28 protein-coding genes are annotated in these 23,079 nt (G+C 61.7%); 17 read left to right on the forward strand and 11 right to left on the reverse strand.

Annotated features, from left to right (window positions below; all coding sequences use genetic code 11):
• Window positions 1-35 precede the first annotated feature (35 nt).
• The 14 genes from mnmG to AC07OK_RS13185 all read left to right on the forward strand — a co-directional run bounded on the left by mnmG (window position 36) and on the right by AC07OK_RS13185 (window position 12,039).
• Window positions 36-1,967 (forward strand): tRNA uridine-5-carboxymethylaminomethyl(34) synthesis enzyme MnmG, encoded by a 1,932-nt coding sequence (mnmG, locus tag AC07OK_RS13120; protein ID WP_494690721.1) that lies wholly within the window; start codon window positions 36-38, stop codon window positions 1,965-1,967.
• Entirely contained in the window at window positions 1,964-2,614 is a 651-nt protein-coding gene (gene rsmG, locus AC07OK_RS13125) for a 16S rRNA (guanine(527)-N(7))-methyltransferase RsmG (RefSeq protein WP_494690722.1), read from the forward strand. The genes mnmG and rsmG overlap by 4 nt, the downstream gene beginning before the upstream one ends.
• A gap of 111 nt (window positions 2,615-2,725) precedes the next feature.
• Window positions 2,726-3,496, forward strand: a complete 771-nt coding sequence (locus AC07OK_RS13130) for a ParA family protein (protein WP_026334773.1) — start codon at window positions 2,726-2,728, stop codon at window positions 3,494-3,496.
• Between the two features lie 9 nt (window positions 3,497-3,505).
• Window positions 3,506-4,393 carry a ParB/RepB/Spo0J family partition protein gene (locus tag AC07OK_RS13135; protein WP_494690723.1) on the forward strand — a complete coding sequence of 296 codons (888 nt, stop codon included), beginning with the start codon at window positions 3,506-3,508 and terminating at the stop codon, window positions 4,391-4,393.
• Window positions 4,394-4,684: 291 nt separating this feature from the next.
• A complete protein-coding gene (locus AC07OK_RS13140) occupies window positions 4,685-5,050 on the forward strand; it encodes an ATP synthase subunit I (protein WP_036622994.1) in 366 nt (121 codons plus the stop codon).
• Between the two features lie 21 nt (window positions 5,051-5,071).
• Window positions 5,072-5,872 carry a F0F1 ATP synthase subunit A gene (gene atpB, locus AC07OK_RS13145; protein ID WP_116991268.1) on the forward strand — a complete coding sequence of 267 codons (801 nt, stop codon included), beginning with the start codon at window positions 5,072-5,074 and terminating at the stop codon, window positions 5,870-5,872.
• Window positions 5,873-5,934: 62 nt separating this feature from the next.
• Window positions 5,935-6,210, forward strand: a complete 276-nt coding sequence (gene atpE / locus AC07OK_RS13150) for a F0F1 ATP synthase subunit C (protein ID WP_008443432.1) — start codon at window positions 5,935-5,937, stop codon at window positions 6,208-6,210.
• Window positions 6,211-6,252: 42 nt separating this feature from the next.
• The gene (locus AC07OK_RS13155; RefSeq protein WP_020703971.1) at window positions 6,253-6,723 is read left to right on the forward strand and encodes a F0F1 ATP synthase subunit B; all 471 of its coding nucleotides are present in this window, start codon (window positions 6,253-6,255) and stop codon (window positions 6,721-6,723) included.
• 2 nt (window positions 6,724-6,725) lie between these two features.
• Window positions 6,726-7,271 carry a F0F1 ATP synthase subunit delta gene (locus AC07OK_RS13160; RefSeq protein WP_494690724.1) on the forward strand — a complete coding sequence of 182 codons (546 nt, stop codon included), beginning with the start codon at window positions 6,726-6,728 and terminating at the stop codon, window positions 7,269-7,271.
• A gap of 62 nt (window positions 7,272-7,333) precedes the next feature.
• A complete protein-coding gene (atpA, locus tag AC07OK_RS13165; protein WP_020703973.1) occupies window positions 7,334-8,875 on the forward strand; it encodes a F0F1 ATP synthase subunit alpha in 1,542 nt (513 codons plus the stop codon).
• A gap of 60 nt (window positions 8,876-8,935) precedes the next feature.
• Window positions 8,936-9,811, forward strand: a complete 876-nt coding sequence (gene atpG, locus AC07OK_RS13170) for a F0F1 ATP synthase subunit gamma (protein ID WP_020703974.1) — start codon at window positions 8,936-8,938, stop codon at window positions 9,809-9,811.
• 29 nt (window positions 9,812-9,840) lie between these two features.
• On the forward strand, window positions 9,841-11,241 hold the full coding sequence (atpD, locus tag AC07OK_RS13175; RefSeq protein ID WP_026334776.1) for a F0F1 ATP synthase subunit beta: 1,401 nt from the start codon (window positions 9,841-9,843) through the stop codon (window positions 11,239-11,241).
• 60 nt (window positions 11,242-11,301) lie between these two features.
• On the forward strand, window positions 11,302-11,724 hold the full coding sequence (locus AC07OK_RS13180) for a F0F1 ATP synthase subunit epsilon (RefSeq protein ID WP_026334777.1): 423 nt from the start codon (window positions 11,302-11,304) through the stop codon (window positions 11,722-11,724).
• An 84-nt stretch (window positions 11,725-11,808) separates the two neighbouring features.
• Complete coding sequence (locus AC07OK_RS13185; RefSeq protein WP_494690725.1) at window positions 11,809-12,039, forward strand: hypothetical protein; 231 nt, start codon at window positions 11,809-11,811, stop codon at window positions 12,037-12,039.
• 94 nt (window positions 12,040-12,133) lie between these two features.
• Here the strand turns inward: AC07OK_RS13185 and AC07OK_RS13190 are convergent, their stop codons facing one another.
• Window positions 12,134-13,015 carry a helix-turn-helix transcriptional regulator gene (locus tag AC07OK_RS13190; protein WP_494690726.1) on the reverse strand — a complete coding sequence of 294 codons (882 nt, stop codon included), beginning with the start codon at window positions 13,013-13,015 and terminating at the stop codon, window positions 12,134-12,136.
• 38 nt (window positions 13,016-13,053) lie between these two features.
• Window positions 13,054-13,608 (reverse strand): hypothetical protein, encoded by a 555-nt coding sequence (locus tag AC07OK_RS13195; protein WP_494690727.1) that lies wholly within the window; start codon window positions 13,606-13,608, stop codon window positions 13,054-13,056.
• A gap of 195 nt (window positions 13,609-13,803) precedes the next feature.
• On the opposite strand from AC07OK_RS13195, the gene tet reads away from it, so the two are divergent.
• The gene (tet, locus tag AC07OK_RS13200) at window positions 13,804-14,994 is read left to right on the forward strand and encodes a Tet(A)/Tet(B)/Tet(C) family tetracycline efflux MFS transporter (RefSeq protein ID WP_494690728.1); all 1,191 of its coding nucleotides are present in this window, start codon (window positions 13,804-13,806) and stop codon (window positions 14,992-14,994) included.
• 22 nt (window positions 14,995-15,016) lie between these two features.
• Here the strand turns inward: tet and AC07OK_RS13205 are convergent, their stop codons facing one another.
• The 4 genes from AC07OK_RS13205 to AC07OK_RS13220 form a co-directional block, all read right to left on the reverse strand.
• Window positions 15,017-15,244 carry a DUF433 domain-containing protein gene (locus AC07OK_RS13205; RefSeq protein WP_494690729.1) on the reverse strand — a complete coding sequence of 76 codons (228 nt, stop codon included), beginning with the start codon at window positions 15,242-15,244 and terminating at the stop codon, window positions 15,017-15,019.
• Window positions 15,245-15,316: 72 nt separating this feature from the next.
• Window positions 15,317-16,369 carry a ribosome small subunit-dependent GTPase A gene (gene rsgA, locus AC07OK_RS13210; RefSeq protein WP_494690730.1) on the reverse strand — a complete coding sequence of 351 codons (1,053 nt, stop codon included), beginning with the start codon at window positions 16,367-16,369 and terminating at the stop codon, window positions 15,317-15,319.
• 228 nt (window positions 16,370-16,597) lie between these two features.
• Entirely contained in the window at window positions 16,598-17,446 is an 849-nt protein-coding gene (locus tag AC07OK_RS13215) for a PhzF family phenazine biosynthesis protein (RefSeq protein ID WP_494690731.1), read from the reverse strand.
• Window positions 17,443-18,252, reverse strand: a complete 810-nt coding sequence (locus AC07OK_RS13220; protein ID WP_494690732.1) for a DUF6597 domain-containing transcriptional factor — start codon at window positions 18,250-18,252, stop codon at window positions 17,443-17,445. Before AC07OK_RS13220 ends, AC07OK_RS13215 begins: the two co-directional genes overlap by 4 nt.
• 80 nt (window positions 18,253-18,332) lie before the next feature.
• Between AC07OK_RS13220 and AC07OK_RS13225 the strand changes: the two genes are divergently transcribed.
• Both AC07OK_RS13225 and AC07OK_RS13230 read left to right on the forward strand, forming a co-directional pair.
• The gene (locus tag AC07OK_RS13225; protein WP_494690733.1) at window positions 18,333-18,962 is read left to right on the forward strand and encodes a glutathione S-transferase family protein; all 630 of its coding nucleotides are present in this window, start codon (window positions 18,333-18,335) and stop codon (window positions 18,960-18,962) included.
• A 131-nt stretch (window positions 18,963-19,093) separates the two neighbouring features.
• The gene (locus tag AC07OK_RS13230) at window positions 19,094-19,564 is read left to right on the forward strand and encodes a hypothetical protein (protein ID WP_494690734.1); all 471 of its coding nucleotides are present in this window, start codon (window positions 19,094-19,096) and stop codon (window positions 19,562-19,564) included.
• On the opposite strand, the gene speD is transcribed toward AC07OK_RS13230, so the two are convergent.
• From speD to AC07OK_RS13255, 5 genes are read right to left on the reverse strand one after another with little or no spacing between them, the layout of a single operon-like run.
• Window positions 19,557-19,955: an adenosylmethionine decarboxylase gene (gene speD, locus AC07OK_RS13235; protein ID WP_494690735.1), complete on the reverse strand. Its 399-nt coding sequence runs from the start codon at window positions 19,953-19,955 to the stop codon at window positions 19,557-19,559. The genes AC07OK_RS13230 and speD overlap by 8 nt on opposite strands.
• A complete protein-coding gene (locus AC07OK_RS13240; RefSeq protein WP_492923053.1) occupies window positions 19,952-20,134 on the reverse strand; it encodes a hypothetical protein in 183 nt (60 codons plus the stop codon). Before AC07OK_RS13240 ends, speD begins: the two co-directional genes overlap by 4 nt.
• Window positions 20,131-21,597 (reverse strand): DUF4178 domain-containing protein, encoded by a 1,467-nt coding sequence (locus tag AC07OK_RS13245; RefSeq protein ID WP_494690736.1) that lies wholly within the window; start codon window positions 21,595-21,597, stop codon window positions 20,131-20,133. Before AC07OK_RS13245 ends, AC07OK_RS13240 begins: the two co-directional genes overlap by 4 nt.
• Window positions 21,597-22,625 carry an SPFH domain-containing protein gene (locus tag AC07OK_RS13250; protein ID WP_494690737.1) on the reverse strand — a complete coding sequence of 343 codons (1,029 nt, stop codon included), beginning with the start codon at window positions 22,623-22,625 and terminating at the stop codon, window positions 21,597-21,599. Before AC07OK_RS13250 ends, AC07OK_RS13245 begins: the two co-directional genes overlap by 1 nt.
• 15 nt (window positions 22,626-22,640) lie before the next feature.
• A complete protein-coding gene (locus AC07OK_RS13255; protein WP_494690738.1) occupies window positions 22,641-23,027 on the reverse strand; it encodes a DUF350 domain-containing protein in 387 nt (128 codons plus the stop codon).
• Window positions 23,028-23,079: the final 52 nt, after the last annotated feature.

Below are 23,079 nucleotides of genomic sequence, written 5' to 3' on the forward strand. Positions count from 1 at the left end.
CTGACCTTGATCCCTTCGCTTTAACCAATTCCAACATGCTATTTCCTACAAAATTCGACGTCATCGTCGTCGGTGGTGGTCACGCCGGCACCGAGGCGGCCCTCGCTTCGGCCCGCATGGGTCAGAAGACCTTGCTGCTCACGCATAACATTGAGACGCTGGGCCAGATGTCGTGCAATCCCTCCATCGGTGGTATCGGCAAAGGCCATCTGGTCAAGGAAGTCGACGCCATGGGCGGCGCCATGGCCATCGCCACCGATGAGTCGGGCATCCAGTTCCGCATCCTGAACTCGTCCAAGGGCCCTGCCGTGCGCGCCACCCGCGCCCAGGCCGACCGCATCCTGTACAAGCAAGCCATCCGTTCGCGCCTGGAAAACCAGCCCAACCTGTGGCTGTTCCAGCAGGCGGTCGACGACCTGATGGTGGAGGGCGACCGCGTGATCGGCGCCGTCACCCAGATCGGCCTGAAGTTCCTGGCGCCGGCGGTCGTGCTGACCGCCGGTACCTTCCTCGACGGTAAGATCCACGTCGGCCTGCAGAACTACTCGGCCGGTCGCGCCGGCGATCCACCGGCGATCTCGCTGTCGGCCCGCCTGAAGGAACTGAAGCTGCCGCAAGGCCGCCTGAAGACCGGCACGCCGCCGCGCATCGACGGCCGCAGCATCGACTTCTCGCTGATGACCGAACAGCCGGGCGACCTCGATCCGGTGCCGGTGTTCTCGGTGATGGGCAATGCCGCCATGCACCCTGCGCAAATGCCGTGCTGGGTCACGCACACCAACACCGAGACCCACGACATCATTCGTGCCGGCCTGGACCGCAGCCCGATGTACACCGGCGTCATCGAAGGCGTCGGCCCGCGCTATTGCCCGTCGATCGAGGACAAGATCCACCGCTTCTCGTCCAAGGAATCGCACCAGATTTTCCTGGAGCCGGAAGGCTTGACGACCAACGAATTCTATCCAAACGGCATCTCCACCAGCCTGCCGTTCGACGTGCAAATCGCCCTGGTGCGCTCGATGAAGGGCATGGAAAACGCCCACATCCTGCGTCCCGGCTACGCCATCGAATACGATTATTTCGACCCGCGCGGCCTCAAGGCATCGCTGGAAACCAAGGCCGTAGGCGGCCTGTACTTCGCCGGCCAGATCAACGGCACCACCGGCTACGAAGAAGCGGCGGCGCAGGGCATGCTGGCCGGTATCAACGCCGCGCTGCAAACCCAGGGCCGCGAAGCCTGGACGCCGGCCCGTTCCGAAGCCTACCTGGGCGTGATGGTCGACGACCTGGTCACGCAAGGTGTGATGGAGCCGTACCGCATGTTCACCAGCCGCGCCGAGTATCGTCTGAGCCTGCGTGAAGACAATGCCGACATGCGCCTGACCGAAATCGGCCGCAAACTGGGCGTGGTTGGCGATGCGCAGTGGCAGGCATTCGAGACCAAACGCGAAGCCGTCGCGCGCGAACTGGAGCGTTTGCGTTCCACGTGGGTCAATCCACGCATCCTGGAAGCGGCCGAATCCGAGCGCGTTATCGGCCAGGCGATCGAGCGCGAGTACTCGCTGGCGAACCTGCTGGCCCGTCCCGGCGTCGACTACGACAAGCTGATGAGCCTGTCCGGTATCGACGGCCGCGAGCTGGCCGGTCCCGGCGTGGCCGACGGAGCGGTGCGCGAGCAGGTGGAAATCCAGCTCAAATATTCGGGCTATATCGACCGCCAGACCAAGGAAGTCGAGCGCCACGAGCACTACGAAAACTTGAAATTGCCGGAAGGTTTCAACTACCTGGACATCACAGCGCTGTCGGTGGAAGTGCGCCAGAAGCTGCACGCGCAGCGTCCGGAAACGCTGGGCCAGGCATCGCGCATCTCCGGCGTGACCCCGGCGGCGATTTCGCTGCTGCTGGTGCACCTGAAGAAGGCCGGTTTCGGCGGTTTTTTGAATCAAAAAGATGAGGCTGTTCAATGAAGGTGTTTGACCGTGTAGCTATTGCGGATGTTTTAAAACAAGGCATCAACAGTCTGAAGCTGGGCCTAGGCGACGACCAGGTGGAGAAGTTGCTGGACTACCTGGCGCTGCTGAACAAGTGGAATTCGGTGTACAACCTGACCTCGGTGCGCGATCCGATGCAGATGGTCACCTTGCATGTGCTCGATTCGCTGGCGGCGGTGCCTGCCTTCGCCGGCGCGCAGAACGTGCTGGACGTGGGAGCAGGGGGCGGGCTGCCGGGCATGGTGCTGGCGATCAGCCGTCCGGACATGAAAGTGTCGATGATCGACACGGTGCACAAGAAGACCGCGTTCCTCAACCAGGTGAAGGCGGAGCTGGGCCTGGCCAACGTGACGGTGTACACCAAGCGCGTGGAGCAGCTGGAAGTGAAGACCAAGTTCGACGTCATCACCTCGCGGGCTTTCGCCGACCTTTCCGACTTCGTCAACTGGTCGGGGCACCTGCTGCAAGAGGGCGGGCGATTCATCGCCCTGAAAGGCACGGCGCCGGCGGAGGAGCGGGAGCGACTGCCAGAGCCATGGAAAGTGCAGAAACTGGAGCCTTTAGAAGTGCCGGGGCTGGACGCGGAGCGCCACCTGGTTTTCATCCAAGCCGAAACTGTATAAATGATTTATACGATATAAACGGTTTATACGGTTTATTCCGTATAAACAGTATAAATCGTTTATATCGTTTTAATAGTATAAATAATTAAGAAGCACAACCCAAAGAAATACATGGCGAAAATTTTTTGCGTAGCAAATCAAAAGGGTGGCGTAGGTAAGACTACCACGACGGTTAACCTGGCCGCCGGATTGGCAAAGCTGAACCAGCGGGTACTGCTGGTCGACCTGGACCCACAAGGCAATGCCACGATGGGCGCGGGCATCAACAAGGCGGGACTGGCCGCATCGACCTATGAGGTGATGCTGGGCGAATCTGACGTGGCCACCGCGCGCCAGCGTTCGGAGCCGGGCCAGTTCGACGTGCTGCCCTCCAACCGCGAGCTGGCCGGCGCCGAAGTCGAGATGGTCTCGCTGGAGAACCGCGAGCGCCGCCTGAAGGACGCACTGGCGCTGGTCGACAAGGAGTACGACTTCATCCTGATCGACTGCCCACCGGCGTTGTCGATGCTGACCCTGAACGGCCTGTGCGCCGCGCACGGCGTCATCATCCCGATGCAGTGCGAGTACTACGCGCTGGAAGGCCTGTCCGACCTGGTCAACACGATCAAGAAGGTGCACGCCAACCTGAACCCGGACCTGAAGATCATCGGCCTGCTGCGCGTGATGTTCGATCCGCGCATGACGCTGTCGCAGCAAGTGTCGGCCCAGCTGGAGCAGCACTTCGGCGACAAGGTCTTCAAAACCATCATCCCCCGCAACGTACGCCTGGCCGAAGCGCCGTCCTACGGCCTGCCGGGCGTCACCTTCGATCCATCCTCCAAGGGTGCGCAGGCGTATATCGCCTTCGGCGCCGAGATGGTCAAGCGCATCAAGAAAATGTAAGGCAATCACATGGCAACCAAAAAACTCAAAGGCCTCGGTCGCGGCCTGGACGCGCTGCTCGGCGGCGACGGCGACATCACCACTGCGGACGCCAACACGCCGTCCGAACTCCCGGTCACGCAAATGCAGGCCGGCAAATATCAGCCGCGTACCCGTATGGATGAGGGCGGCTTGCAGGAGCTGGCCGCGTCGATCAAGACCCAGGGCATCATGCAGCCGATCCTGGTGCGTCCGGTCGGCAGCGACAAGCTGACCGGCGCCATCAAGTACGAGATCATCGCCGGCGAACGCCGTTTCCGCGCCGCGCAAATCGCCGGCCTGGAAGTGCTCCCGGTGTTGGTGCGCGACGTGGACGACCAGGCCGCCGCCGCGATGGCGCTGATCGAAAACATGCAGCGCGAGGATTTGAATCCGCTGGAAGAGGCGCAGGGCATCCATCGCCTGATCACCGACTTCAGTTTCACCCACGAGCAGGCGGCCACGGCTGTTGGTCGTTCGCGCAGCGCCGTCTCGAACCTGCTGCGCCTGATGAACCTGGCGAATCCGGTGCAGACCATGCTGATGGCCGGCGATATCGACATGGGCCACGCCCGCGCTTTGCTGTCGGTGGATGCGGCCACGCAGATCAACCTGGCCAATATGGTCATCGCCAAACGGTTGTCGGTACGTGAAACTGAAAAGTTGGTGGCAAAAACTATCGAGGATCAAAAAGCCTCGCCGACCGAAGCGCGCCAGAAAGAAAAGTCCGGCGACATCGTGCGGCTGGAAGAAGAGCTGTCCGACAAGCTGGCCACGCCGGTGGTGTTCAAGATGGGCACCAAAGGCCGTGGTCAGATGATCATCGACTTCGCCGACCTCGACATCCTCGACGGCGTCCTCGCCCGCCTGCGCGCCTAAACCCGGGGTCAAGTCTGACATTCGGACACGAGCTCTGCCGTAACTGCGCTGTTACGGCAGAGCTCGTGTCCGAATGTCAGACTTGACCCCCGATGTTGCGTTGGAGCCAATAAAAGACGAAAACGCTTAACTGGTTCCAACTTGGTGCAACCGGCTTGGAATTGTTTATAAAAGCGTCGCTTTCGTGCACCAATTGCTCTGCTGCGGTGCAGCAATGTTTGACGTGATACAGTAAAGACACATATAATCCCGTGTCTTTGGGTTTTATCGGCTTTTCAGGGAGCTCGCCAGATGAATGATTCGACGAGTATTTCCAAGCCGGTGTTTAAAGTCGTCGCCCTCCAGCTGGCCATCGCCACTGGATTCGCCTTGCTCGCCTGGAACTTGGGTGGAGTGCTCAAAGCTTGGTCGGCCGCCTATGGCGGAGCAATCGCAGTCATCGGGAGTCTGATGTACGCGATGATTGTTGCGGGCGGAACAAATGACGCTAAAAAAGCTTTCCGGTCGCATGTACGCGCCGAAGTAGTGAAAATATTTATCACGGTAGTGCTGTTTGTTTTGGCACTGGCGCTGTTTCAGTCGGCCTCTTGGTTATGGCTGATCTTGGGTTTCGCGGTGGCAACCTTAGCTTATTGGTTTTCACTGCTCGCAATTTAATCACCAAAATCTAATACTTTTATGACCACAGAAAACGCTGTAGGGGCACACGAAGCGCCCACCTCCATTGAGTATATTCAGCATCACCTGTCGCACCTGAAGTCTGCCGACGGCGCCTATAACCTGGACACGTTCTGGGTTTCGGCCGTTCTGGGCATGATCTTCCTCGGCGTGTTCTACATGGCCTCGCGCCGTGCGACCGCCGGTGTGCCGGGCAAGCTGCAAAACTTCGTCGAAGCCGTCATGGAGCTGGTGAACGAAGTCGTCAATTCCGCATTCCACGCCAAGAGCAAGGTCATCGCACCGCTGGCTATCACGATCTTCTGCTGGGTTTGGCTGATGAACGCGATGGACTTCCTGCCGGTCGATCTGCTGCCCAAGATTCTTGGCTACGCTGGCGTCCACAAACTGCGTGTCGTGCCGACCGCGGACGTCAACCACACTTTCGGCATGTCGTTCGGCGTCATGCTGTGCATTATTGGTTTCTCGATCAAAGCCAAAGGTCTCGGCGGCTGGGGTAAAGAGTTGCTGACCGCTCCGTTCCACGCCCACGGCTTCATGGCCGTCGTGCTGGCTCCGGTCAACTTCGCCTTCCAGATGATCGAGTTGCTGGCTAAGCCACTGTCGCTGTCGCTGCGACTCTTCGGCAATATGTACGCCGGCGAGCTGCTGTTCATTCTGATCGCTCTGCTGCCATGGTGGGCGCAGTGGCTGCTGGGTGGTCCTTGGGTTATCTTCCACATCCTGGTGGTGACCCTGCAAGCGTTTGTGTTTATGGCGTTGACTGTTGTGTATCTGAGCCTTGCGGTTGAGAAACATTAAGCAACAAATCGTTTTAACTTTTTAGTATCTGTAGTCTTTTTTAAAATCTTAGGAGAAATTCAATGCAAGCTCTGATCGCACAAGTACAAAGCATGACCGTTCTGGCCGCAGCAATCATCATCGGCCTGGCCGCTATCGGCACCGCACTCGGTTTCGCAATTCTGGGCGGCAAATTCCTGGAAGCTTCGGCTCGTCAACCTGAACTGATGCCACAACTGCAAACCAAGCTGTTCGTTATCGCTGGTCTGCTGGATGCGATCTCGATGATCGGCGTCGGCGTTGCTCTGCTGTACACCTTCAGCAACCCGTTCCTGGCAGCTGTTCTGGCGGCACATTAATTCGCTCCCTTCTAGGAGAAACTTTTAGTTAGGAGCAAAGGTATGGACATCAATATGTCTCTCATCGGTCAGATGATCACCTTCGCGGTGTTGGTCTGGGTTTCGATGAAGTTCGTATTTCCATCGCTGAATGCAGCGTTGGATGAGCGTGCCAAGCGTATCGCTGACGGTCTGGCTGCGGCCGACCAAGGCCAGCAAGCGATGGTAGTGGCTGAGAAGCGCGCCAGCGAAGCGCTGGCAGGTGCACGCGAAGAAGCTTCGCAACGCGTTGCCGACGCTGAAAAGCGCGCGCAACTGGTGGCAGAAGAAATCAAAGCAAATGCACAAGCCGAAGCGGACCGCATCATTGCGCAAGCCAAGGCCGACGCCGATCAGCAACTGGCCAAAGCGCGCGACACGCTGCGCGCTCAGGTGGCTGACCTGGCTGTGAAGGGCGCCGAGCAAATCCTCAAGCGCGAAATCAACGCGTCGGCCCACGCCGATCTGTTGTCGCGCCTGTCTGTCGAGCTGTAATCATGGCAGAAAACGCAACCGTCGCCCGTCCCTACGCGGAAGCTTTGTTCCGCGTAGCCCAAGCAGGTAAGGAATCGTTCAACCTCGCGGCGTGGTCCGAACTGGTGGCCGAACTGGCCCAGATCGGTGCCCACCCCGAGGTGCAAGCATTCGCCCGCAACCCGAAAGCTTCGGCTAGCGATGTGAGCGCCGCCATGTCGGCACTGGTCAAGTCGCCGTTGAACACGGAAGCGAAAAACTTCCTGGCGATGCTGGTCGACAATGGCCGCATCAGTCTGCTGCCGGAAATCGGCGCGCAATTCCTGGCGTTGAAAAACGCCACGGAAGGTGCGGCAGACGCCGACATCACCAGCGCCTTCGACCTGAGCTCGGCTCAAGTGAGCGAGCTGGTCGCCACGCTGGAGAAGAAATTCAGCCGCAAGCTGAACCCGGTCGTGACCGTGGATCCAGCGTTGATCGGTGGCGTGCGCGTCGTTGTTGGCGATCAGGTGCTGGACACGTCGGTCCGCGCCAAGTTGCAGCAATTGCACGTTGCGCTGGTCGCGTAAGCGCCGCTTAGAACAGATTCTTCCCCTCGCGCAAGCTGAGAGAAACACTTTTAGGAGTTAGTATGCAACTCAACCCATCTGAAATCAGCGAGCTGATCAAGAGCCGTATCGAAGGCCTTGATGGCGGCGCTGAAGTACGCAACCAAGGCACGGTTATTTCCGTCGCCGACGGTATCGTCCGCATCCACGGCCTGTCGGACGTGATGCAGGGCGAAATGCTGGAATTCCCTGGTAACACCTTTGGTCTGGCGATGAACCTGGAGCGTGACTCCGTCGGCGCCGTGATTCTGGGTGCTTACGAGCACATCTCCGAAGGCGACACGGTCAAGTGCACCGGCCGCATTCTGGAAGTGCCGGTCGGTCCTGAACTGCGTGGCCGTGTGGTCAACGCCCTGGGCCAGCCGATCGACGGCAAAGGCGCCATCGACGCCAAGCTGACCTCGCCAATCGAAAAGATCGCTCCAGGCGTTATCGCCCGTGAGTCCGTCTCGCAGCCGATGCAGACCGGTCTGAAGTCGATCGACGCGATGGTACCAATTGGCCGTGGCCAGCGCGAGCTGATCATTGGCGACCGTCAAACTGGTAAGTCCGCCGTGGCGGTTGATGCGATCATCAACCAAAAAGGCCAGGGCATGACCTGCATCTACGTGGCTATCGGTCAGAAAGCCTCGACGATCAAAAACATCGTGCGTTCGCTGGAAGCGCATGGCGCGATGGAATACACCATCGTCGTCGCCGCCACCGCGTCGGAATCGGCTGCGATGCAGTACATCTCGGCCTACTCCGGCTGCACCATGGGCGAATACTTCCGCGACCGCGGTGAAGACGCCCTGATCGTGTACGATGACCTGTCGAAGCAAGCAGTTGCCTACCGTCAGATCTCGCTGCTGCTGCGCCGTCCACCAGGCCGCGAAGCCTACCCAGGCGACGTGTTCTACCTGCACAGCCGTCTGCTGGAACGCGCAGCACGCGTCAACGCCGACTACGTCGAAGCCTTCACCGGCGGCGCAGTCAAAGGCAAGACCGGCTCGCTGACCGCACTGCCGATCATTGAAACCCAGGCTGGCGACGTTTCGGCGTTCGTGCCAACCAACGTGATTTCGATTACCGACGGCCAGATCTTCCTGGAAACCTCGCTGTTCAACGCCGGTATCCGTCCTGCGATTAACGCCGGTATTTCGGTGTCGCGCGTCGGTGGCGCCGCCCAGACCAAGGTCATCAAAAACCTGTCCGGCGGTATCCGTACCGACTTGGCGCAGTACCGTGAACTGGCTGCGTTCGCGCAGTTCGCTTCCGACCTGGACGAATCGACCCGCAAGCAGCTGGACCGCGGTGCCCGCGTGACCGAACTGCTCAAGCAGGCTCAGTACTCGCCGCTGCCGATCTCCCTGATGGCCGCTTCGCTGTTCGCAGTGAACAAGGGCTTCCTGGATGATGTCTCGGTCAAGCAAGTGCTGTCGTTCGAAGCTGGCCTGCACGGCTACCTGAAGACCAAGCAAGCTGACCTGCTGTCCAAGATTGAAGCATCGAAGCAACTGGACAAAGACGGCGAAGCAGCGCTGTCGGCCGCCATTGCCGACTTCAAGAAATCCGGCGCATATTAAGCTAAACGGCGGTCCCGGTTGAACCCTGGATCGCCTGCAGCGCAGAAGGAGTAAGGACTCATGGCAGCAGGCAAAGAGATACGTGGCAAGATCAAGAGCGTAGAAAATACGAAGAAGATCACCAAGGCGATGGAAATGGTCGCCGCATCGAAAATGCGCAAAGCGCAGGATCGCATGCGCGCCGCCCGTCCCTACAGTGAGAAGATTCGCAATATCGCCGCTAATCTGGCTACCGCAAATCCGGAATACACCCACCCGTTCCTGGCTGAAGAGCAAAAGGAACAGGCGAAGGCGGTTGGCTTCATCGTCGTCACCACGGACAAAGGTCTGTGCGGCGGCATGAACACCAACGTGCTGCGCATGGTGACGGCGAAAACCCGTGAGCTGGAAACAGCCGGCAACAAGATTGCCGCGGTAGCTATCGGTAACAAAGGTTTGGGTTTTTTGAATCGCGTGGGCATTCCTGTCGTTGCGCAAGTAACGCAGATCGGCGACACGCCGCACCTGGAAAAACTGATCGGACCCGTCAAGGTCATGCTCGAGAAATTCCAGAACGGCGAAGTCGACGCAGTCTACCTGTGCTACACCAAGTTCATTAACACGATGAAGCAAGAGCCGGTAGTGGAGCAGTTGCTGCCACTGCCAGCCGCGAAGACGCAGGCCGACGCGGGTAATCACAACTGGGATTACATCTACGAGCCGGATGCTGCGACCGTGATTGATGAGCTGCTGGAGCGCTATGTTGAAGCGCTGGTGTACCAGTCGGTGGCGGAAAACCTGGCGTCCGAGCAATCGGCGCGTATGGTGGCGATGAAGGCTGCGAGCGACAACGCTGGCAGCGTGATCGGCGAATTGAAGCTGATCTACAACAAAACCCGCCAAGCTGCGATTACCAAAGAACTTTCCGAAATCGTCGCCGGTGCGGCTGCGGTTTAAACGAATTAAACTATATAGAAGGAACGAACATGGCTGATGGCAAAATCGTTCAGTGTATCGGCGCTGTGGTGGACGTAGAGTTTCCACGCAACGCGATGCCTAAGGTATTCGATGCCTTGAAAATGGCTGGCTCCGAGCTGACCCTGGAAGTACAACAACAGCTGGGCGACGGCGTGGTCCGTACCATTGCTCTGGGTTCGTCCGACGGCCTGCGCCGCGGCATGATGATCCAGAACACCGGCAAACCAATCATGGTGCCAGTGGGCAAAGCGACCCTGGGTCGCATCATGGACGTGCTGGGCAACCCGATCGACGAATGCGGCCCGGTGTCGCACGAGCAGACCGCGTCGATCCACCGCGCGCCTCCGGCGTACGACGAACTGTCGCCATCGCAAGAGCTGCTGGAAACCGGCATCAAGGTGATCGACCTGGTGTGCCCGTTCGCCAAAGGCGGTAAAGTCGGCCTGTTCGGCGGCGCCGGCGTCGGCAAGACCGTGAACATGATGGAACTGATCAACAACATCGCCAAGGCGCACTCGGGTGTTTCCGTGTTTGCCGGCGTGGGCGAGCGTACCCGCGAAGGTAACGACTTCTACCACGAGATGGCCGATGCCAAAGTGGTCGATCTGGAAAATCCAGAGAACTCCAAAGTGGCGATGGTCTACGGCCAGATGAATGAACCACCAGGCAACCGTCTGCGCGTCGCGCTGACCGGTCTGACCATGGCGGAATCGTTCCGTGACGAAGGCAAGGACGTTCTGTTCTTCGTCGATAACATCTACCGCTTCACGCTGGCCGGTACCGAAGTGTCCGCACTGCTGGGCCGTATGCCTTCCGCAGTGGGTTACCAGCCTACCCTGGCCGAAGAGATGGGCCGTCTGCAAGAGCGCATCACCTCGACCAAGACCGGTTCGATCACCTCGATCCAGGCCGTCTACGTTCCAGCGGATGATTACACCGATCCTTCGCCTGCAACCACCTTCGGTCACCTGGATTCGACCGTCGCCCTGTCGCGTGACATCGCCTCGCTGGGTATCTACCCTGCGGTCGATCCACTGGACTCGACCTCGCGCCAGCTGGATCCGCTGGTCGTCGGTCAAGAGCACTACGACACCGCCCGCGCAGTACAGATGACCCTGCAGCGCTACAAAGAACTGCGCGACATCATCGCGATTCTGGGTATGGACGAACTGGCGCCGGAAGACAAACTGCTGGTGGCACGCGCACGTAAGATGCAGCGTTTCCTGTCGCAGCCGTTCCACGTTGCTGAAGTGTTTACCGGTTCGCCAGGTAAATACGTTTCGCTGAAAGACACGATCAAGGGCTTCAAAATGATCGCTTCCGGCGAACTCGATCACCTGCCAGAACAAGCGTTCTACATGGTCGGCACGATCGACGAAGCTATCGAAAAAGCCAAGAAGCTCAACTAATCATTGAGTTTCGATTGCGGCCCCGCGCGAGCGGGGCTGCATCACACCGACAGGACACACATGGCAAACACTATACACGTGGACGTGGTTTCCGCCGAGGAGTTGATCTACTCGGGCGAAGCCGAATTCGTCGCGTTGCCGGGCGAGCAGGGCGAGCTGGGGATCTACCCCAAGCACACGCCGCTGATCACCCGCATCCGTCCGGGCGCGGTGCGCATCCAGGTACCAGGTCAAGCCGAGGAAGAATTTGTCTTCGTCGCGGGCGGCCTGCTGGAAGTGCAGCCGGGCGCCGTGACGGTGCTGGCGGATACCGCGATTCGCGGCAAGGATCTGGACGAAGCCAAAGCGACGGCGGCCAAGAAACGTGCCGAAGAAGCGCTGGCGAACAACTCGTCTGGTATCGACTACGCGAAAGCGCAAGCCGAACTGGCAGCGGCCATCGGCCAGCTGGCGGCGATCGCCAAGCTGCGCGCCAAGCACTAAGCAACGCATAGCATCACAGCAAAAAGGCAGCCTCGGCTGCCTTTTTTTACGTCGAGTATATGAACAATCAAGTACCATCAAACCATGACACAACAGTTGATGACACTTGATGAACTCAACGCCAATCTGGCGCTTCTGATCCGGACCTATGTTCCCTCGGCGTACCAGCACCGCCTGCTTGAGCAGGCTGAGCAAGTGTCCAGCAATGGTGCCGGGGTAAAAGGCCTGTTGGCGCGTTTGGATCAATGGCTGGCTGGAGCCATTGCGCCGGAGCACGCAGCCTTGGTGAAAGCCATCTATTTTTGTTATTGCTGAACTGGCCCCGCCGCCAGGCTCTTAGTGGCAACTTCTTGTGATCGGCATATGGTTCTCTTCTGTCAGGGTTAAACTGGAAAAGGCTGCGGGGGTTTCAGCAGCGCAGGCGATATTCCGTGGGGCTCATCCCTTCGGTCCGTCGGAATGCGGCGGCGAAGGCGGATGGGGTTTGGTAGCCTACGGCCAAGGCGACCTGGGTCAGCGGTATCGAATGATCGGCCACCAGTGCACGGGCGCGCGCCATGCGCTGGCTGACCAGCCACTGGTGTGGCGTCAAGCCGGTGCTGCGGCGGAAGGCGGCGCAAAAGTAGAAGCGGGACAAGCCGGCCAGCTTCGCCAGATCATCCAGCCGGACTTCCTCGTCCAGCCGCTCCAGCAAATATTCCGTCACGCGGCGGACCTGCCAGTTCGCGAGGCAGCCTTTGGCGCGCTTGCCTTCGTCCCGGCAGGTGGTTAAGTGCGCGCGCACCAAGTGCATGCACAGCAGGTCGACCGCCTGCTCGACAAACAGGCCGTTGCCGGCGTCGTCGCGGCAGGCTTCGGAAGAAAGAATTTCCAGCAAGGCACTTGCGGTGGGATCGGGCAGCGCCACCCGGTCCAGCAGCTGGACCGCCGGGCCGCGATAGCCGATTGCCTCGGCGCAGGTTTGCAGGCGCGCGTCCGAAAAATAAACATGCGAGACCTCGATTTCGCCGGCGATCATCCAGGCCGCCTCGTGGCCGCTGGGGATCAGCGTGATCGACTTCTGCCGCGTAACACCTTGCTGGTAGCGGTTGCCGTCGCGCCATTCGATTCTTTGCGGCGCCCCGTAGTAGGTCATCACCACATGGTCGGCCATCGGATCGACATGGGACGTAAAGCCACTGTGGGCCCAACGCTCGGTGATGCAGGCGCCATGGCCGTACTTGTCGGGACGCACGCGCGGCGCGACATCGAGTACGCGATTCATCTCCTGCATGGCGCTGCGGTCCAGCATGGCTTGGTATCTCCATTGGCTTCGACCTTGTAAGCATATCACTGCTTTACCCCGATCCAGCGCAGGCATGACGCGGCACATGGCTCCAGCAGCAGCAGCTCGGAATGGGTATCCAACGCAGCCTCGGTCGCGCGCAGGGCAGGGTGCAGGGCGGCCAGCGCCTGCATGTCTTGCGCGATGGCGATCCAGACGACGCAATCGGTATCGATCGCCGCCAACAGGCCCGCCTCGACCACACCGGCACCGCGGTAACGGTCCACCAGCTCGTCGATTCGCTCGAAGCGCGCGCCGTGGAACAGGTGGACCAGCACCACGCCGCGCTTGCAGCGCGGTTCGCGCAACGGATCGCCTGGCGGCAGAAGCGGGAGCGCGTGCATGCGATCGGGTGCCTGCAACAGCATCGTCTGCTCGGTTTGCGCTATCACCGCCTGCGCTGCGCGCGCGCCAGCTGTGGTCGGATAAGCCCGCAGTGAAACATGGTTGCCGCGCCGGCCGGCCTCGGTGAAGCAGCCCAACACGGCGCCGTCGTGGCAGGGCTGCAACCGTGGCGTGCCACGGTGCAGCATGATGATGGCAGGGGTCTTCTGTTCCATGCTGCGGCTCCTGATGTGGGAAGATTGGATGGCGTGGAGATTTTCACGTCAGCCAGGCTTTCCTGCTGTTCGGCAGTTGTCGGGACTATTCCGAAATTGCTGTTTCGGACGGAACGCTGGTAGTTTGTGACAGCGGCCACAGCGGTGTGAATCCCACCGACATACAATCGCCGGCTACATCCTGCAAAGAGCCCCATGAACCGAGCGCTGCTGACCATACTGTCCACCGTTGTCCTGAGCGCCATCGGCATCGGCTTGACGATGCCCATCATTCCGCAACTGATGCGCGATGTCGGCCATACGTCCGAGCTGGGCTGGCGCTTCGGCGCCTTCACCGGGCTGTATGCGCTGATGCAGTTCATCTTCTCGCCGGTGCTTGGCGTGCTGAGCGACCGCATCGGCCGGCGGCCGGTGCTGCTGCTGTCGCTGGCGGGCGCGGTGGTCGATTATCTGTTCATGGCGATGGCGCCGTCGCTGGCCTTGCTGTTCGTCGGCCGCGCGATCGCCGGCATCAGCGGCGCCAGCATGGCCGTCACCTCGGCCTACATCGCCGATGTCACGCCGGAAGACCAGCGCTCGCGCCGCTACGGCCAGCTGGGCGCCTGCTTCGGCATCGGCTTCATCATCGGCCCGGTGATCGGCGGCTTGCTCGGTGCGTGGTGGGTGAGGGCGCCGTTCCTGGCTGCGGCCGCGATGAACGCCGTCAATCTGGTGCTGACCTTGCTGGTGGTGCGCGAGTCGCACACGCCGCGCGCGGCCGACGCCGCGCCTGCCGAACGCATGTCCTTTAATCCGCTGGCCAACTTGCGCTGGGCGGCCAGCTTCAAGTCGCTGCTGCCGCTGATCGGCGCTTCCGGCGTGCTGGTATTGATCGGAGAAATCGGCGGTACGGTCTGGGTGCTGTACGGCGAGGACAAGTTCGCCTGGGACTCGCTGACCATCGGCATCTCGCTGGCCGGCTTCGGCGCGTTTCACGCCTTGGCACAGGCCTTCGTGGTCGGACCGATCGCGGAACGCTGGGGCGAACGCCGCGCATTGATGGTTGGCATAGCTGCCGACAGCACCGCTTACATATTGATCGCATTGGCCAGCCAAGGCTGGATGGCGTTCGCGCTGATGCCCTTGTTCTGCCTTGGCGGCATCGGCGCGCCGGCCTTGCAGTCGCTGGTGTCGGCCAGCGTTGGCCCGGAGCAGCAGGGAAAACTGCAAGGCGTACTGGCCAGCACGGCCAGCCTGGCGACGGTGATTGGGCCGGTGGCGATCAGCACGATCTACTTCATGTCGCGCGGCAGCTTTCCTGGCCTGGTGTGGCTGATCGGCGCCGGCCTGTATGTGCTGTGCCTGCCGGTGTTGCTGCGCAAGCCCGTCGCATCGTCACCATCGTAGCTATCTAGGTGGCCAATGGCCGCTAGAGCGTCAGTTCAATTGCGCATTGTCGGTCTGCACATTGTTCCGCGATCACTAGTGCGGCGATCGCTGCGCTCTTTGAGACCGATGGATAGTCGGAAAGAAAACCTTGAAGGGACTCTCCGGCTTTTAAATAATCAAAGAGTGTCGAAAGTGGCACGCGAGTACCCACGAACACCGTGGCGCCGCTATAAATCTCCGGATCACGATGGATGACTTGCTGGCTCATACGTCCTCCTGCTCTGTCGATCGACTATACCTAAAGGCAGTATAGTCGATCTGCTGCGGCGTCAAACGTCTGTTAACGTTTGCCGAGCTTGTCCTTCGAGCGGGCCACGGCGGCGCGCTGCATCACTTTCCATTTGGCGACTTCGGCGATGCGGTCCAGCGGGGTTTGCTGGCTGCGGCGCGCCTCGCGCAAGAGCTTGTGGTAGTTCAGCAGACGGTCCTCATCGACCGCGCCGCGCACCGCGCAACCGGGTTCGGCGGCGTGGCGGCAGTCGCGGAACTGACATTGCGCCGCCAGCGCGTCGATGTCTTCGAAGGCGGCCGTCAGGCTGGCCTCGTCGGCATCGGGTTGCCAGCTGCGCAGGCCGGGCGTATCGATGATGCAGGCGCCGCCGTCGCACAGGTGCAGCGAGCGCGACGTGGTGGTATGCCGGCCGCGCCCGTCTCCCTTGCGCACGCCGCCGGTCTGCTGGCCGGCCTGCGTCAGCGTATTGGTTAGCGTGGATTTGCCAGCGCCCGAAGACCCCAACAGCACCAGCGTCTGCCCCACGCCCAGCCACGGCGCCAGTTGCGCCGCCGCGTCGTCGCTGAGCGTATTCACGGCCAGCAGCGGAATGCTGGCGGGCAGGCGTTGCCGCAGCAGCTCCATGCGTTCCTCCACATCGTCGCCGATGTCGGCCTTGCTCATCACCACCACCGGCTCCACGCCCGCCGTCTTGACGATGGCGAGGTAGCGTTCCAGCCGGCGCGGGTTGAAGTCGTGATCCAGGCCCATCACCAGCAGCGCCGTGTCGACGTTGCTGACCAGGCTGTGATGGCGGCCGTCGTTGCCGCGCCGGGCGATGTGGGTGGTGGGCGGCAGCAGCGCGCTGAGCCAGCGCTCATCGTGCGCCAGCGTGGTGCTGAGCACCCAGTCGCCGACGGCCAGGGCTGCGTCGTGCAGCACCGGCAGCACGCGCGCGCGGAACTCGGCCTGGCCGTCGTGGGCGGTGAGCCAGTCGCGCTGGATTTCGGTGATGCGCACCAGCTGGGCGTTGGCCGGGGCGTCGTGCAAGAGATAAAGCTGGCTGGCGATGGTTTGCGTTAAGCCGATAAGGCGCAGCGATTCAAAATCGATGTCGATCATGGTGGTTGTGTTTCCTGATTCCGGTAAGGCGAGCGATACCCTTCGCGATCAAGCGAATGGGTGGCGAATACGGGAAGTCAGCTGCGCGAGTACGCGCGGATCAACACACTACAGGGGGGAGTCCCGACGTAATCAGGCAGCCGACAGGAGGGCAGTATCTACTTGGTACATTTTATGGTCTCCTGTGGTTGGGTAAGGCGCACAGTGTCTCATCTGGATGAGGGGCAGTCAATTGTGTTTCATCACGCCGTCGATGACTGTGACGACCCGTCCGCCTATCCACGGTTCGCCGTCGAGGTAGCTGACGGTGACGCGGCCATCGCGGCCCAGCGCCGTGCCCTGGCGCACGGTGTAGTCCGGGCCGGTCAGCAGCCGGGCGATGCAGGCGTTGGCGCTGCCGGTGACCGGGTCTTCGATCATCGCGCCGTTTTCCACGCACACCGCGCGCACTTCGTAGTCCGCCGGGCCGCCGGACGGATGCGGGCCGTAGACCGTCACGCCGTCGCTGCCGGCGCGCCGCACCAGTTCAGCGATCGCTGTCGCGTTGAAGGCCGCAGCCATGCAATCGGCCGCGGCATCGAGCCGCACGACCAGCCAGCGTATGCCGATATTCACCACGACCGGAGGCTGGCCTTCGGTCAGCGCAGCGGTACCGAGCGCGGTATGCAGCAGCGGCATCAGGCCGGCATCCAGCGCCGCCAATGTGGCCTGCGGCGCGCGGAACGCCAGGCTGGCGTTATCGGCGACGCGCACCGGCACCAGGCCGACGCCGCACTCCTGTACCAGCACACCCGGTGTTTTGGGGCGCAGTCCCGCCTCCAGCAGCGCGTAGGCCGTGCCCAGCGTCGGATGGCCGGCGAACGGAAACTCTTCCGCCGTGGTGAAGATGCGCACCCGGTAGTCGGCGGCCGGATCGGTGGCCGGCAGTACGAAAGTAGTCTCGGATAAATTGGTCCAGCGGGCGATGGTTTGCATCTGCTGGTCGCTCAGTCCTTCGGCATCCAGGATCACTGCCAGTGGGTTGCCCATGAACGGCGAGGTGGTGAAGACATCGACCTGCTTGAAACGACGACTCATGCTTGCTCCTTGCAACTGCGGCGGTAATCGGCGGGCGGCTTGCCGACCAGTTTTTCAAAATCGGTGGTGAAGTGGGCCTGGTCGTAATAGCCCAGCGCCTGCGCCAGCGAGGCCAGGTCGATCTCGCTGCCGTGCGACAGTTGGTCGGCCGCGTCCAGCAGGCGGTTGCGGCGTATCACCCATTTCGGCGTGGCGCCCACGTACTCCTTGAACAGCATTTGCAGGCGGCGCACGCTGATGCCGGTGTGATCCGCCAGCTGCCGCACCTGCGTGATCTCGGGATGGTGCTGGATCGCATCCAGGATCTGCGCGATGCGCGCGGTCTGCGGATCTGGCACGGGCAGGGCGCGGCGCAGGATGGCGCTGGCCGCCTCCACCATGCCGGCGTCGTCGGGCGCGGTCAGCACGCTGCGCTCGGCTTGCGCGTCGTCGCAATCGAACAGCGCCGACAGCGGTATTTCGCGATCCGTCACCGACTGCACCGGCCGCTTCAGGAAGCTGCGGAAGGCGCCCGGCAAAAAGCGCACGCCCAGGATGCGGCCGCTGTTTCTCAGCGTATATTCGAACGCACCCGTCATCACCCCGAACACCGCCGTGCGGCCGGCGTCGAACACCAGGTGGATGCATGGCGAGGGCAGGGTGCGCTGCACGTGGACCACGCCTTCGGGCAACTGCCACGCCACCAGCCAGAAGTACTCGACGAAAGGCGCCAGGTCGGGGGCGGGCAGGTAGCGTTCCAGGCGGAAGATTTTTTCGGCTGCGGCGGGATTGACCACGCCCTTGGGCCGGCTCGTCACGGTGTGCATACAATGTTCGCGTTTCTACAAGACCCCCATCATAGCAAGAGTTATCGTGGCGTTTCTTCACCATCGACAGGAGACATAACATGGCACCACTGCTGACTTTGTACCACTGCCCGTATTCCCGCTCCACCGGCGTCATGACCTTGCTGGAAGAGCTGCATGCACCTTACGACCTGCACGTGATGAACATGAAAAAGGGCGAGAACCGCGCAGCGGCCTACCTGGCCGTCAACCCGATGGGCAAGGTGCCGGCGATCCGCCACGGCGACGCCGTCATCACCGAGCAGGTAGCGATCTACCTGTACCTGGCCGACCTGTTCCCGGACGCCAAGCTGGCACCGCCGCTGGGCGATCCGCTGCGCGGGCCGTACCTGCGCTGGATGGCTTTCTACGGCAGCTGCTTCGAGCCGGCCATCGTCGACAAGTGGATGAAAAACACGCCGGCCGACAAGGCGTCCTGCCACTACGGCGACTTCGACACCATGTTCAACACGCTGATCGAACAGCTATCGAAGGGCCCGTACCTGCTGGGCGAGCAGTTCAGCGCGCTGGACGTGCTGTGGGCCTCGTCGATGGGCTGGATGGGCGCCTACGAGCTGCTGCCCAAGCTGCCGGTGATCGAGCAGTACGTGGCGCGCGTTACGAGCCGGCCTGCCTTTGCCGCAGCCAACGCCAAGGACGGCGAACTGGCCGCCGCCCAGGCCGCCGCCTGAAACGGCGCCCGGCCATCAACCATGGACATGACGAAAAAGCCTCACTATGCGTTCCTTTGAAAATTGCAGATTGTCATCTTCTATTTCCTGAGTGATAATTTGTTGGACACTGGGTCCACGAGGGAAAATACATGAAGACACTACTTGCTCTGTCAGGCGTCCTGGCCTTGACCGGTTGCGCATCGGTGATCGGTGAAAAGATGCAGCCGGTCTTGGTGACGACGATTTTCGACAGCAAGGAAGTGGCCGGTTTCGGCTGCACCCTGAGCAATGATGCCGGCAGCTGGTTCCTGACCAGCCCGGCCAGCGTGGTGGTCCACAAGAGCACCGGCGACCTGGCGATCGACTGCAAGAAGGATGCTTACGTCGGCAATGCGGCGGCGGTATCCAAGGCCAATGGCGCTGTGTGGGGCAATATCCTGCTCGGCGGCGGCATTGGCTACTTCGTGGACCGCAGCACCGGCGCCGGCTTTAATTACCCGTCGAACATCGTCGTGACCGTGCGCCCGCTGGCCGCGCCTACCATGGCGGCCAGCACGCCGCTGGAGGAAGTACCGCTGAAGTTGATGTCGCCCAGCCAGAGCGCGGCCCGGGTCAACTGATCGCGGGAGGCGCGCGCCGCACCGTGTTGATGCGGCTGGAGGCTGGCTGCAAGGCCGTTTCGATGATGGTGAGCGCTAACTCGGGCTGCGCGCTGCCGCACATGAAGATGTCGGCGGCCGCAAAGCCGCATTCGGGCCAGGTGTGGATAGTGATGTGCGATTCCGCCAGCAACACCACGCCGGTCACGCCCTGGCCTTCGCCAAATCCGTGAAAATGACTGAACAGCACGTGCGCGTGCGCGGCCTCGGCCGCCGAGCGCAGCAGCGCGTCCAGTTCGGCGCAATTGCCCAGTTTTTCAGCAGCGATGCCGCTCAGGTCCGCCAGCAGATGGGTGCCGGCCGGCTGGTGGACCACCGGCTGCGCCGGGTCCGGGAGTGCTTCGCGTTTCACTTGTGGCCTCCGCCGCCGGAGCCGCCGCCGTAACTGCCGCCGCCGCCGCCGGTGTTCGAGCTCCAGGTGCTGCCCCGGTAGCCGCTGCCGTAGTTGCTGCTGCCGCTCACGGCGCGCATCCAGCTGCTGCCCGAGGTGACCACCGAAACGATGATCGCGTAGATGAAGAATTTGCTCATGACTTGTCCTCGTTATCCATAAACCAGGCAGGCAGGTAGATCGCCGCCGCGCCGACCAGGCTGAGGAACCAGGTGCCGGAGAAATTCATCAGCAGCGGGATCGCATTAATCGCCAGCATGAACCAGATGATGTATTTGGCGGTGTCGCGGTAGCGGCGCTTGCCGCCCTTGGCCGCCGCCGGCGCGCCCACGCGGCCCTTGAACTTGTCGCCGAACCAGGCCTTGAGCTGGTCGGCCGATACCGGCGAGGAGCGCGACCACGTCATCTCCTGGTCCGTGGTTTCGGACGCCAGCCGGATCTGGCCGGCGGAAAATTCCTCCACGCGCGTGCGGTCGCCCGCCGCCACCCGCCAGTTGAAGGCGCCGGCCGCGAAGGTCACCACCGAGCCGTAATCGTACAGGCGGGAAAACTGCGACTTATCCACAACCACCGTCTGCGCGCCGGGCGCATAGCGTGCCGGCCACTCGGCCATCACGTTGGAACCGGACCAGCCCTCGTCGGTCTCCACCAGCCACGAGAAGCCCGCGCGGGTGCCGTACATCAGGTACTCGTTCCACTGCGTGCCTTCGTCGTCGGCGCGGCGCATCATGCCGATGATGGTGAAGTCCTGGTTGTTGATCCTGGCGGTCGCGCCCAGTTCTATCGTCATTGGCACGGCGGCCACGCGCTCGCCGGCCGCCAGCACTTCGGCCTTCGGGCTGGCGGCGTCGATCTGCGCGTGGCAGGCCGGGCACACCAGCGTCGCCGTCACGCCGGGGATGTATTTGATCGCGCTGCCGCAGGACGGGCAATCGAGCGCATCGAGCTTGCCGCGATAACGGCCGGCCGCGCGCTGGATGGTGTCGTCGTCGCGCAGCAGCTGGCATTTCATGCTCTCCAGCGTGACCGCCACGCCGGTGTAGACCACGGGACGCGGGGCATCCGAGTAATCGAGCGTGATGAATTCGCCGCCGCGGCGGAAGTCCGCCACCTTGGCCTGGTAGCCTTCGCCGACCTTGAACGGCAGCTCGCCCTGGCCGCCGATGCAATCGGCGGTGCGGATTTCGGCGGCGATGTAGGGCGCGCCGTTGATCGGGTAACTCTGGCCGGGCTGCAGCTGCTCGAAGGCCGGCAACTCGCCCTCGCCCTTGTACTGCGCGGTGACGGTGTACATGCCGGACGAATCGCCCAGCCACGAGGTGACGGCATCATCGAACAGCAGATACCACTCGTTCCACATGCCGGCCGCATAGCGCAGCTGGATGCGGCCGACCACCGTGAACTGGCGCTTGCCGAGTATCCCGGTGGTGCCGATCTGGATCGGCGAGTAATCCTCCAGCACGGACGACATCTTGCCCAGGTCCTTGACCGAGTCGGCGTCTTTGAGCACGCTGGTGCTGCAAAACTCGCAGACAGCCATAACCGAGGCGTGCGAGCGGAATTTGACTTCCGCGCCGCAGCTGGGACAGGAAACGATTTGCATTAGCCGATCAGTTTTTTCAGCAGTTCGGCCTTGGTGCTGTCGTAGTCGGTAGCCGAGATCAAGCCCTTGTCGAGCAGACCTTTAAGTTTTTCCAGCCGCGCCTCGATCGAGTCCTCGGCCGGTGCTGCTGGCGCTGCGGCAGCCTGCGGCGCCAGGGTCGCGCCGAGCGCTTGGCCCATCACCTGGCCCAGTTGCACGCCCGCGCCCAGGCCGACGCCGATGCCGGCCATGCCGCCCTCGTTCTGCGCCGCCATCGGAATCGCGCTGGCCACCTGGTACTTGGTGAAGCCGGCCATCTTGTCGGCGCTCATGCCGCCCTTCATGCCGGCGGAGATGCGCTCGTCCAGCGCGGCTTGCAGTTCCTCCGGCAGGCTGACGCTGGCGACGTTGAATTCATCGAGGCCGATGCCGTAGCGGCCGAACGCCGTGGCCAGGTCGCCCTTGACCTGCTGCGCCATCAGCGCCTGGTTGGCCGCCATGTCGAGGAAGGGCACCTGCGCGCTGCCCAGCGAGCTGGCCATGGTCGCCATCAGGATGCCGCGCAGCTGGTCTTCCACCTCGTCGCGGGTGTAGGCCTCGCGGGTGCCGCTGATCTCCTTGAAGAACAGGCGCGGATCGGCCACGCGGTACGAGTACATGCCGAAGGCGCGCACGCGCACCATGTCGAAGTCCTTGTCGCGGATGGTGATCGGCTGCTGCGTGCCCCATTTGCGGCCGGTCTGCACGCGGGTGCTGAAATAATAGACGTCCGACTTGAACGGCGAATCGAACAGCTTGTCCCAGTTTTTCAGGTTGGTCAGCACCGGCAGGGTTTGCGTGGTCAGCTTGTGGGTGCCGGGGCCGAACACGTCGGCGATCTGGCCTTCGTTGACGAACACCGCCATCTGCGATTCACGCACCACCAGCACGCCGCCGTTCTGGATCTCCTGGTCCTGCATCGGATAACGCCACGCCAGTACGCCGTCGACTTCCTCGTTCCACTGAAGTACGTCTATAAACTGCTTCTTGATAAAGCTGCCTAAGCCCATGATGGTCCTCGCTAATTAGGAAATGCAGGCGCCGTTGATGGCGCCGATGGAGATGGAAATCGCGCCCAGCAGGCCGCCGAAGGCCGCGTTGTTGCCTTCGATCTGGTCCTTCGCCATGTTCAGCGCGCGCGTGGTGATGGCATAGGCCAGCATCTGCACCACCATCGCGCCGAGCGCCCAGGCGGAGAACTCCCGGTAATCGGCAGTATGCACCAGCGCCGAAGCGATGGTGATGGAAAAACCTATCAGGGCCCCGCCCAGCGATAGCGCCGCGGCGAAATTCCCCTGCCGTATCAGCAGCACCTCGTCGAAAGGCGTCATCCACGTGTAGGCTTTGAAAAATATCGCCAGCAGCACGGCGGCCAGCAAAAGGTGAATCAGGTAGTTTAGGATGGCGGGCACGGCGCACCTTGGGTTAAAGTGGTTAACTTGCTAACGCTCAAACATATTAGTG

Source organism: Duganella sp. GW821-FHT07G03, from assembly GCF_059418605.1.

Excerpts from the sequence above, each read along its gene's own strand:
- mnmG (WP_494690721.1), top strand. The coding sequence starts at position 36 with ATGCTATTTCCTACAAAATTCGACGTCATCGTCGTCGGTGGTGGTCAC.
- rsmG (WP_494690722.1), top strand. The coding sequence starts at position 1,964 with ATGAAGGTGTTTGACCGTGTAGCTATTGCGGATGTTTTAAAACAAGGC.
- AC07OK_RS13130 (WP_026334773.1), top strand. The coding sequence starts at position 2,726 with ATGGCGAAAATTTTTTGCGTAGCAAATCAAAAGGGTGGCGTAGGTAAG.
- AC07OK_RS13135 (WP_494690723.1), top strand. The coding sequence starts at position 3,506 with ATGGCAACCAAAAAACTCAAAGGCCTCGGTCGCGGCCTGGACGCGCTG.
- AC07OK_RS13140 (WP_036622994.1), top strand. The coding sequence starts at position 4,685 with ATGAATGATTCGACGAGTATTTCCAAGCCGGTGTTTAAAGTCGTCGCC.
- atpB (WP_116991268.1), top strand. The coding sequence starts at position 5,072 with ATGACCACAGAAAACGCTGTAGGGGCACACGAAGCGCCCACCTCCATT.
- atpE (WP_008443432.1), top strand. The coding sequence starts at position 5,935 with ATGCAAGCTCTGATCGCACAAGTACAAAGCATGACCGTTCTGGCCGCA.
- AC07OK_RS13155 (WP_020703971.1), top strand. The coding sequence starts at position 6,253 with ATGGACATCAATATGTCTCTCATCGGTCAGATGATCACCTTCGCGGTG.
- AC07OK_RS13160 (WP_494690724.1), top strand. The coding sequence starts at position 6,726 with ATGGCAGAAAACGCAACCGTCGCCCGTCCCTACGCGGAAGCTTTGTTC.
- atpA (WP_020703973.1), top strand. The coding sequence starts at position 7,334 with ATGCAACTCAACCCATCTGAAATCAGCGAGCTGATCAAGAGCCGTATC.
- atpG (WP_020703974.1), top strand. The coding sequence starts at position 8,936 with ATGGCAGCAGGCAAAGAGATACGTGGCAAGATCAAGAGCGTAGAAAAT.
- atpD (WP_026334776.1), top strand. The coding sequence starts at position 9,841 with ATGGCTGATGGCAAAATCGTTCAGTGTATCGGCGCTGTGGTGGACGTA.
- AC07OK_RS13180 (WP_026334777.1), top strand. The coding sequence starts at position 11,302 with ATGGCAAACACTATACACGTGGACGTGGTTTCCGCCGAGGAGTTGATC.
- AC07OK_RS13185 (WP_494690725.1), top strand. The coding sequence starts at position 11,809 with ATGACACAACAGTTGATGACACTTGATGAACTCAACGCCAATCTGGCG.
- AC07OK_RS13190 (WP_494690726.1), bottom strand. The coding sequence starts at position 13,015 with ATGCTGGACCGCAGCGCCATGCAGGAGATGAATCGCGTACTCGATGTC.
- AC07OK_RS13195 (WP_494690727.1), bottom strand. The coding sequence starts at position 13,608 with ATGGAACAGAAGACCCCTGCCATCATCATGCTGCACCGTGGCACGCCA.
- tet (WP_494690728.1), top strand. The coding sequence starts at position 13,804 with ATGAACCGAGCGCTGCTGACCATACTGTCCACCGTTGTCCTGAGCGCC.
- AC07OK_RS13205 (WP_494690729.1), bottom strand. The coding sequence starts at position 15,244 with ATGAGCCAGCAAGTCATCCATCGTGATCCGGAGATTTATAGCGGCGCC.
- rsgA (WP_494690730.1), bottom strand. The coding sequence starts at position 16,369 with ATGATCGACATCGATTTTGAATCGCTGCGCCTTATCGGCTTAACGCAA.
- AC07OK_RS13215 (WP_494690731.1), bottom strand. The coding sequence starts at position 17,446 with ATGAGTCGTCGTTTCAAGCAGGTCGATGTCTTCACCACCTCGCCGTTC.
- AC07OK_RS13220 (WP_494690732.1), bottom strand. The coding sequence starts at position 18,252 with ATGCACACCGTGACGAGCCGGCCCAAGGGCGTGGTCAATCCCGCCGCA.
- AC07OK_RS13225 (WP_494690733.1), top strand. The coding sequence starts at position 18,333 with ATGGCACCACTGCTGACTTTGTACCACTGCCCGTATTCCCGCTCCACC.
- AC07OK_RS13230 (WP_494690734.1), top strand. The coding sequence starts at position 19,094 with ATGAAGACACTACTTGCTCTGTCAGGCGTCCTGGCCTTGACCGGTTGC.
- AC07OK_RS13240 (WP_492923053.1), bottom strand. The coding sequence starts at position 20,134 with ATGAGCAAATTCTTCATCTACGCGATCATCGTTTCGGTGGTCACCTCG.
- AC07OK_RS13245 (WP_494690736.1), bottom strand. The coding sequence starts at position 21,597 with ATGCAAATCGTTTCCTGTCCCAGCTGCGGCGCGGAAGTCAAATTCCGC.
- AC07OK_RS13250 (WP_494690737.1), bottom strand. The coding sequence starts at position 22,625 with ATGGGCTTAGGCAGCTTTATCAAGAAGCAGTTTATAGACGTACTTCAG.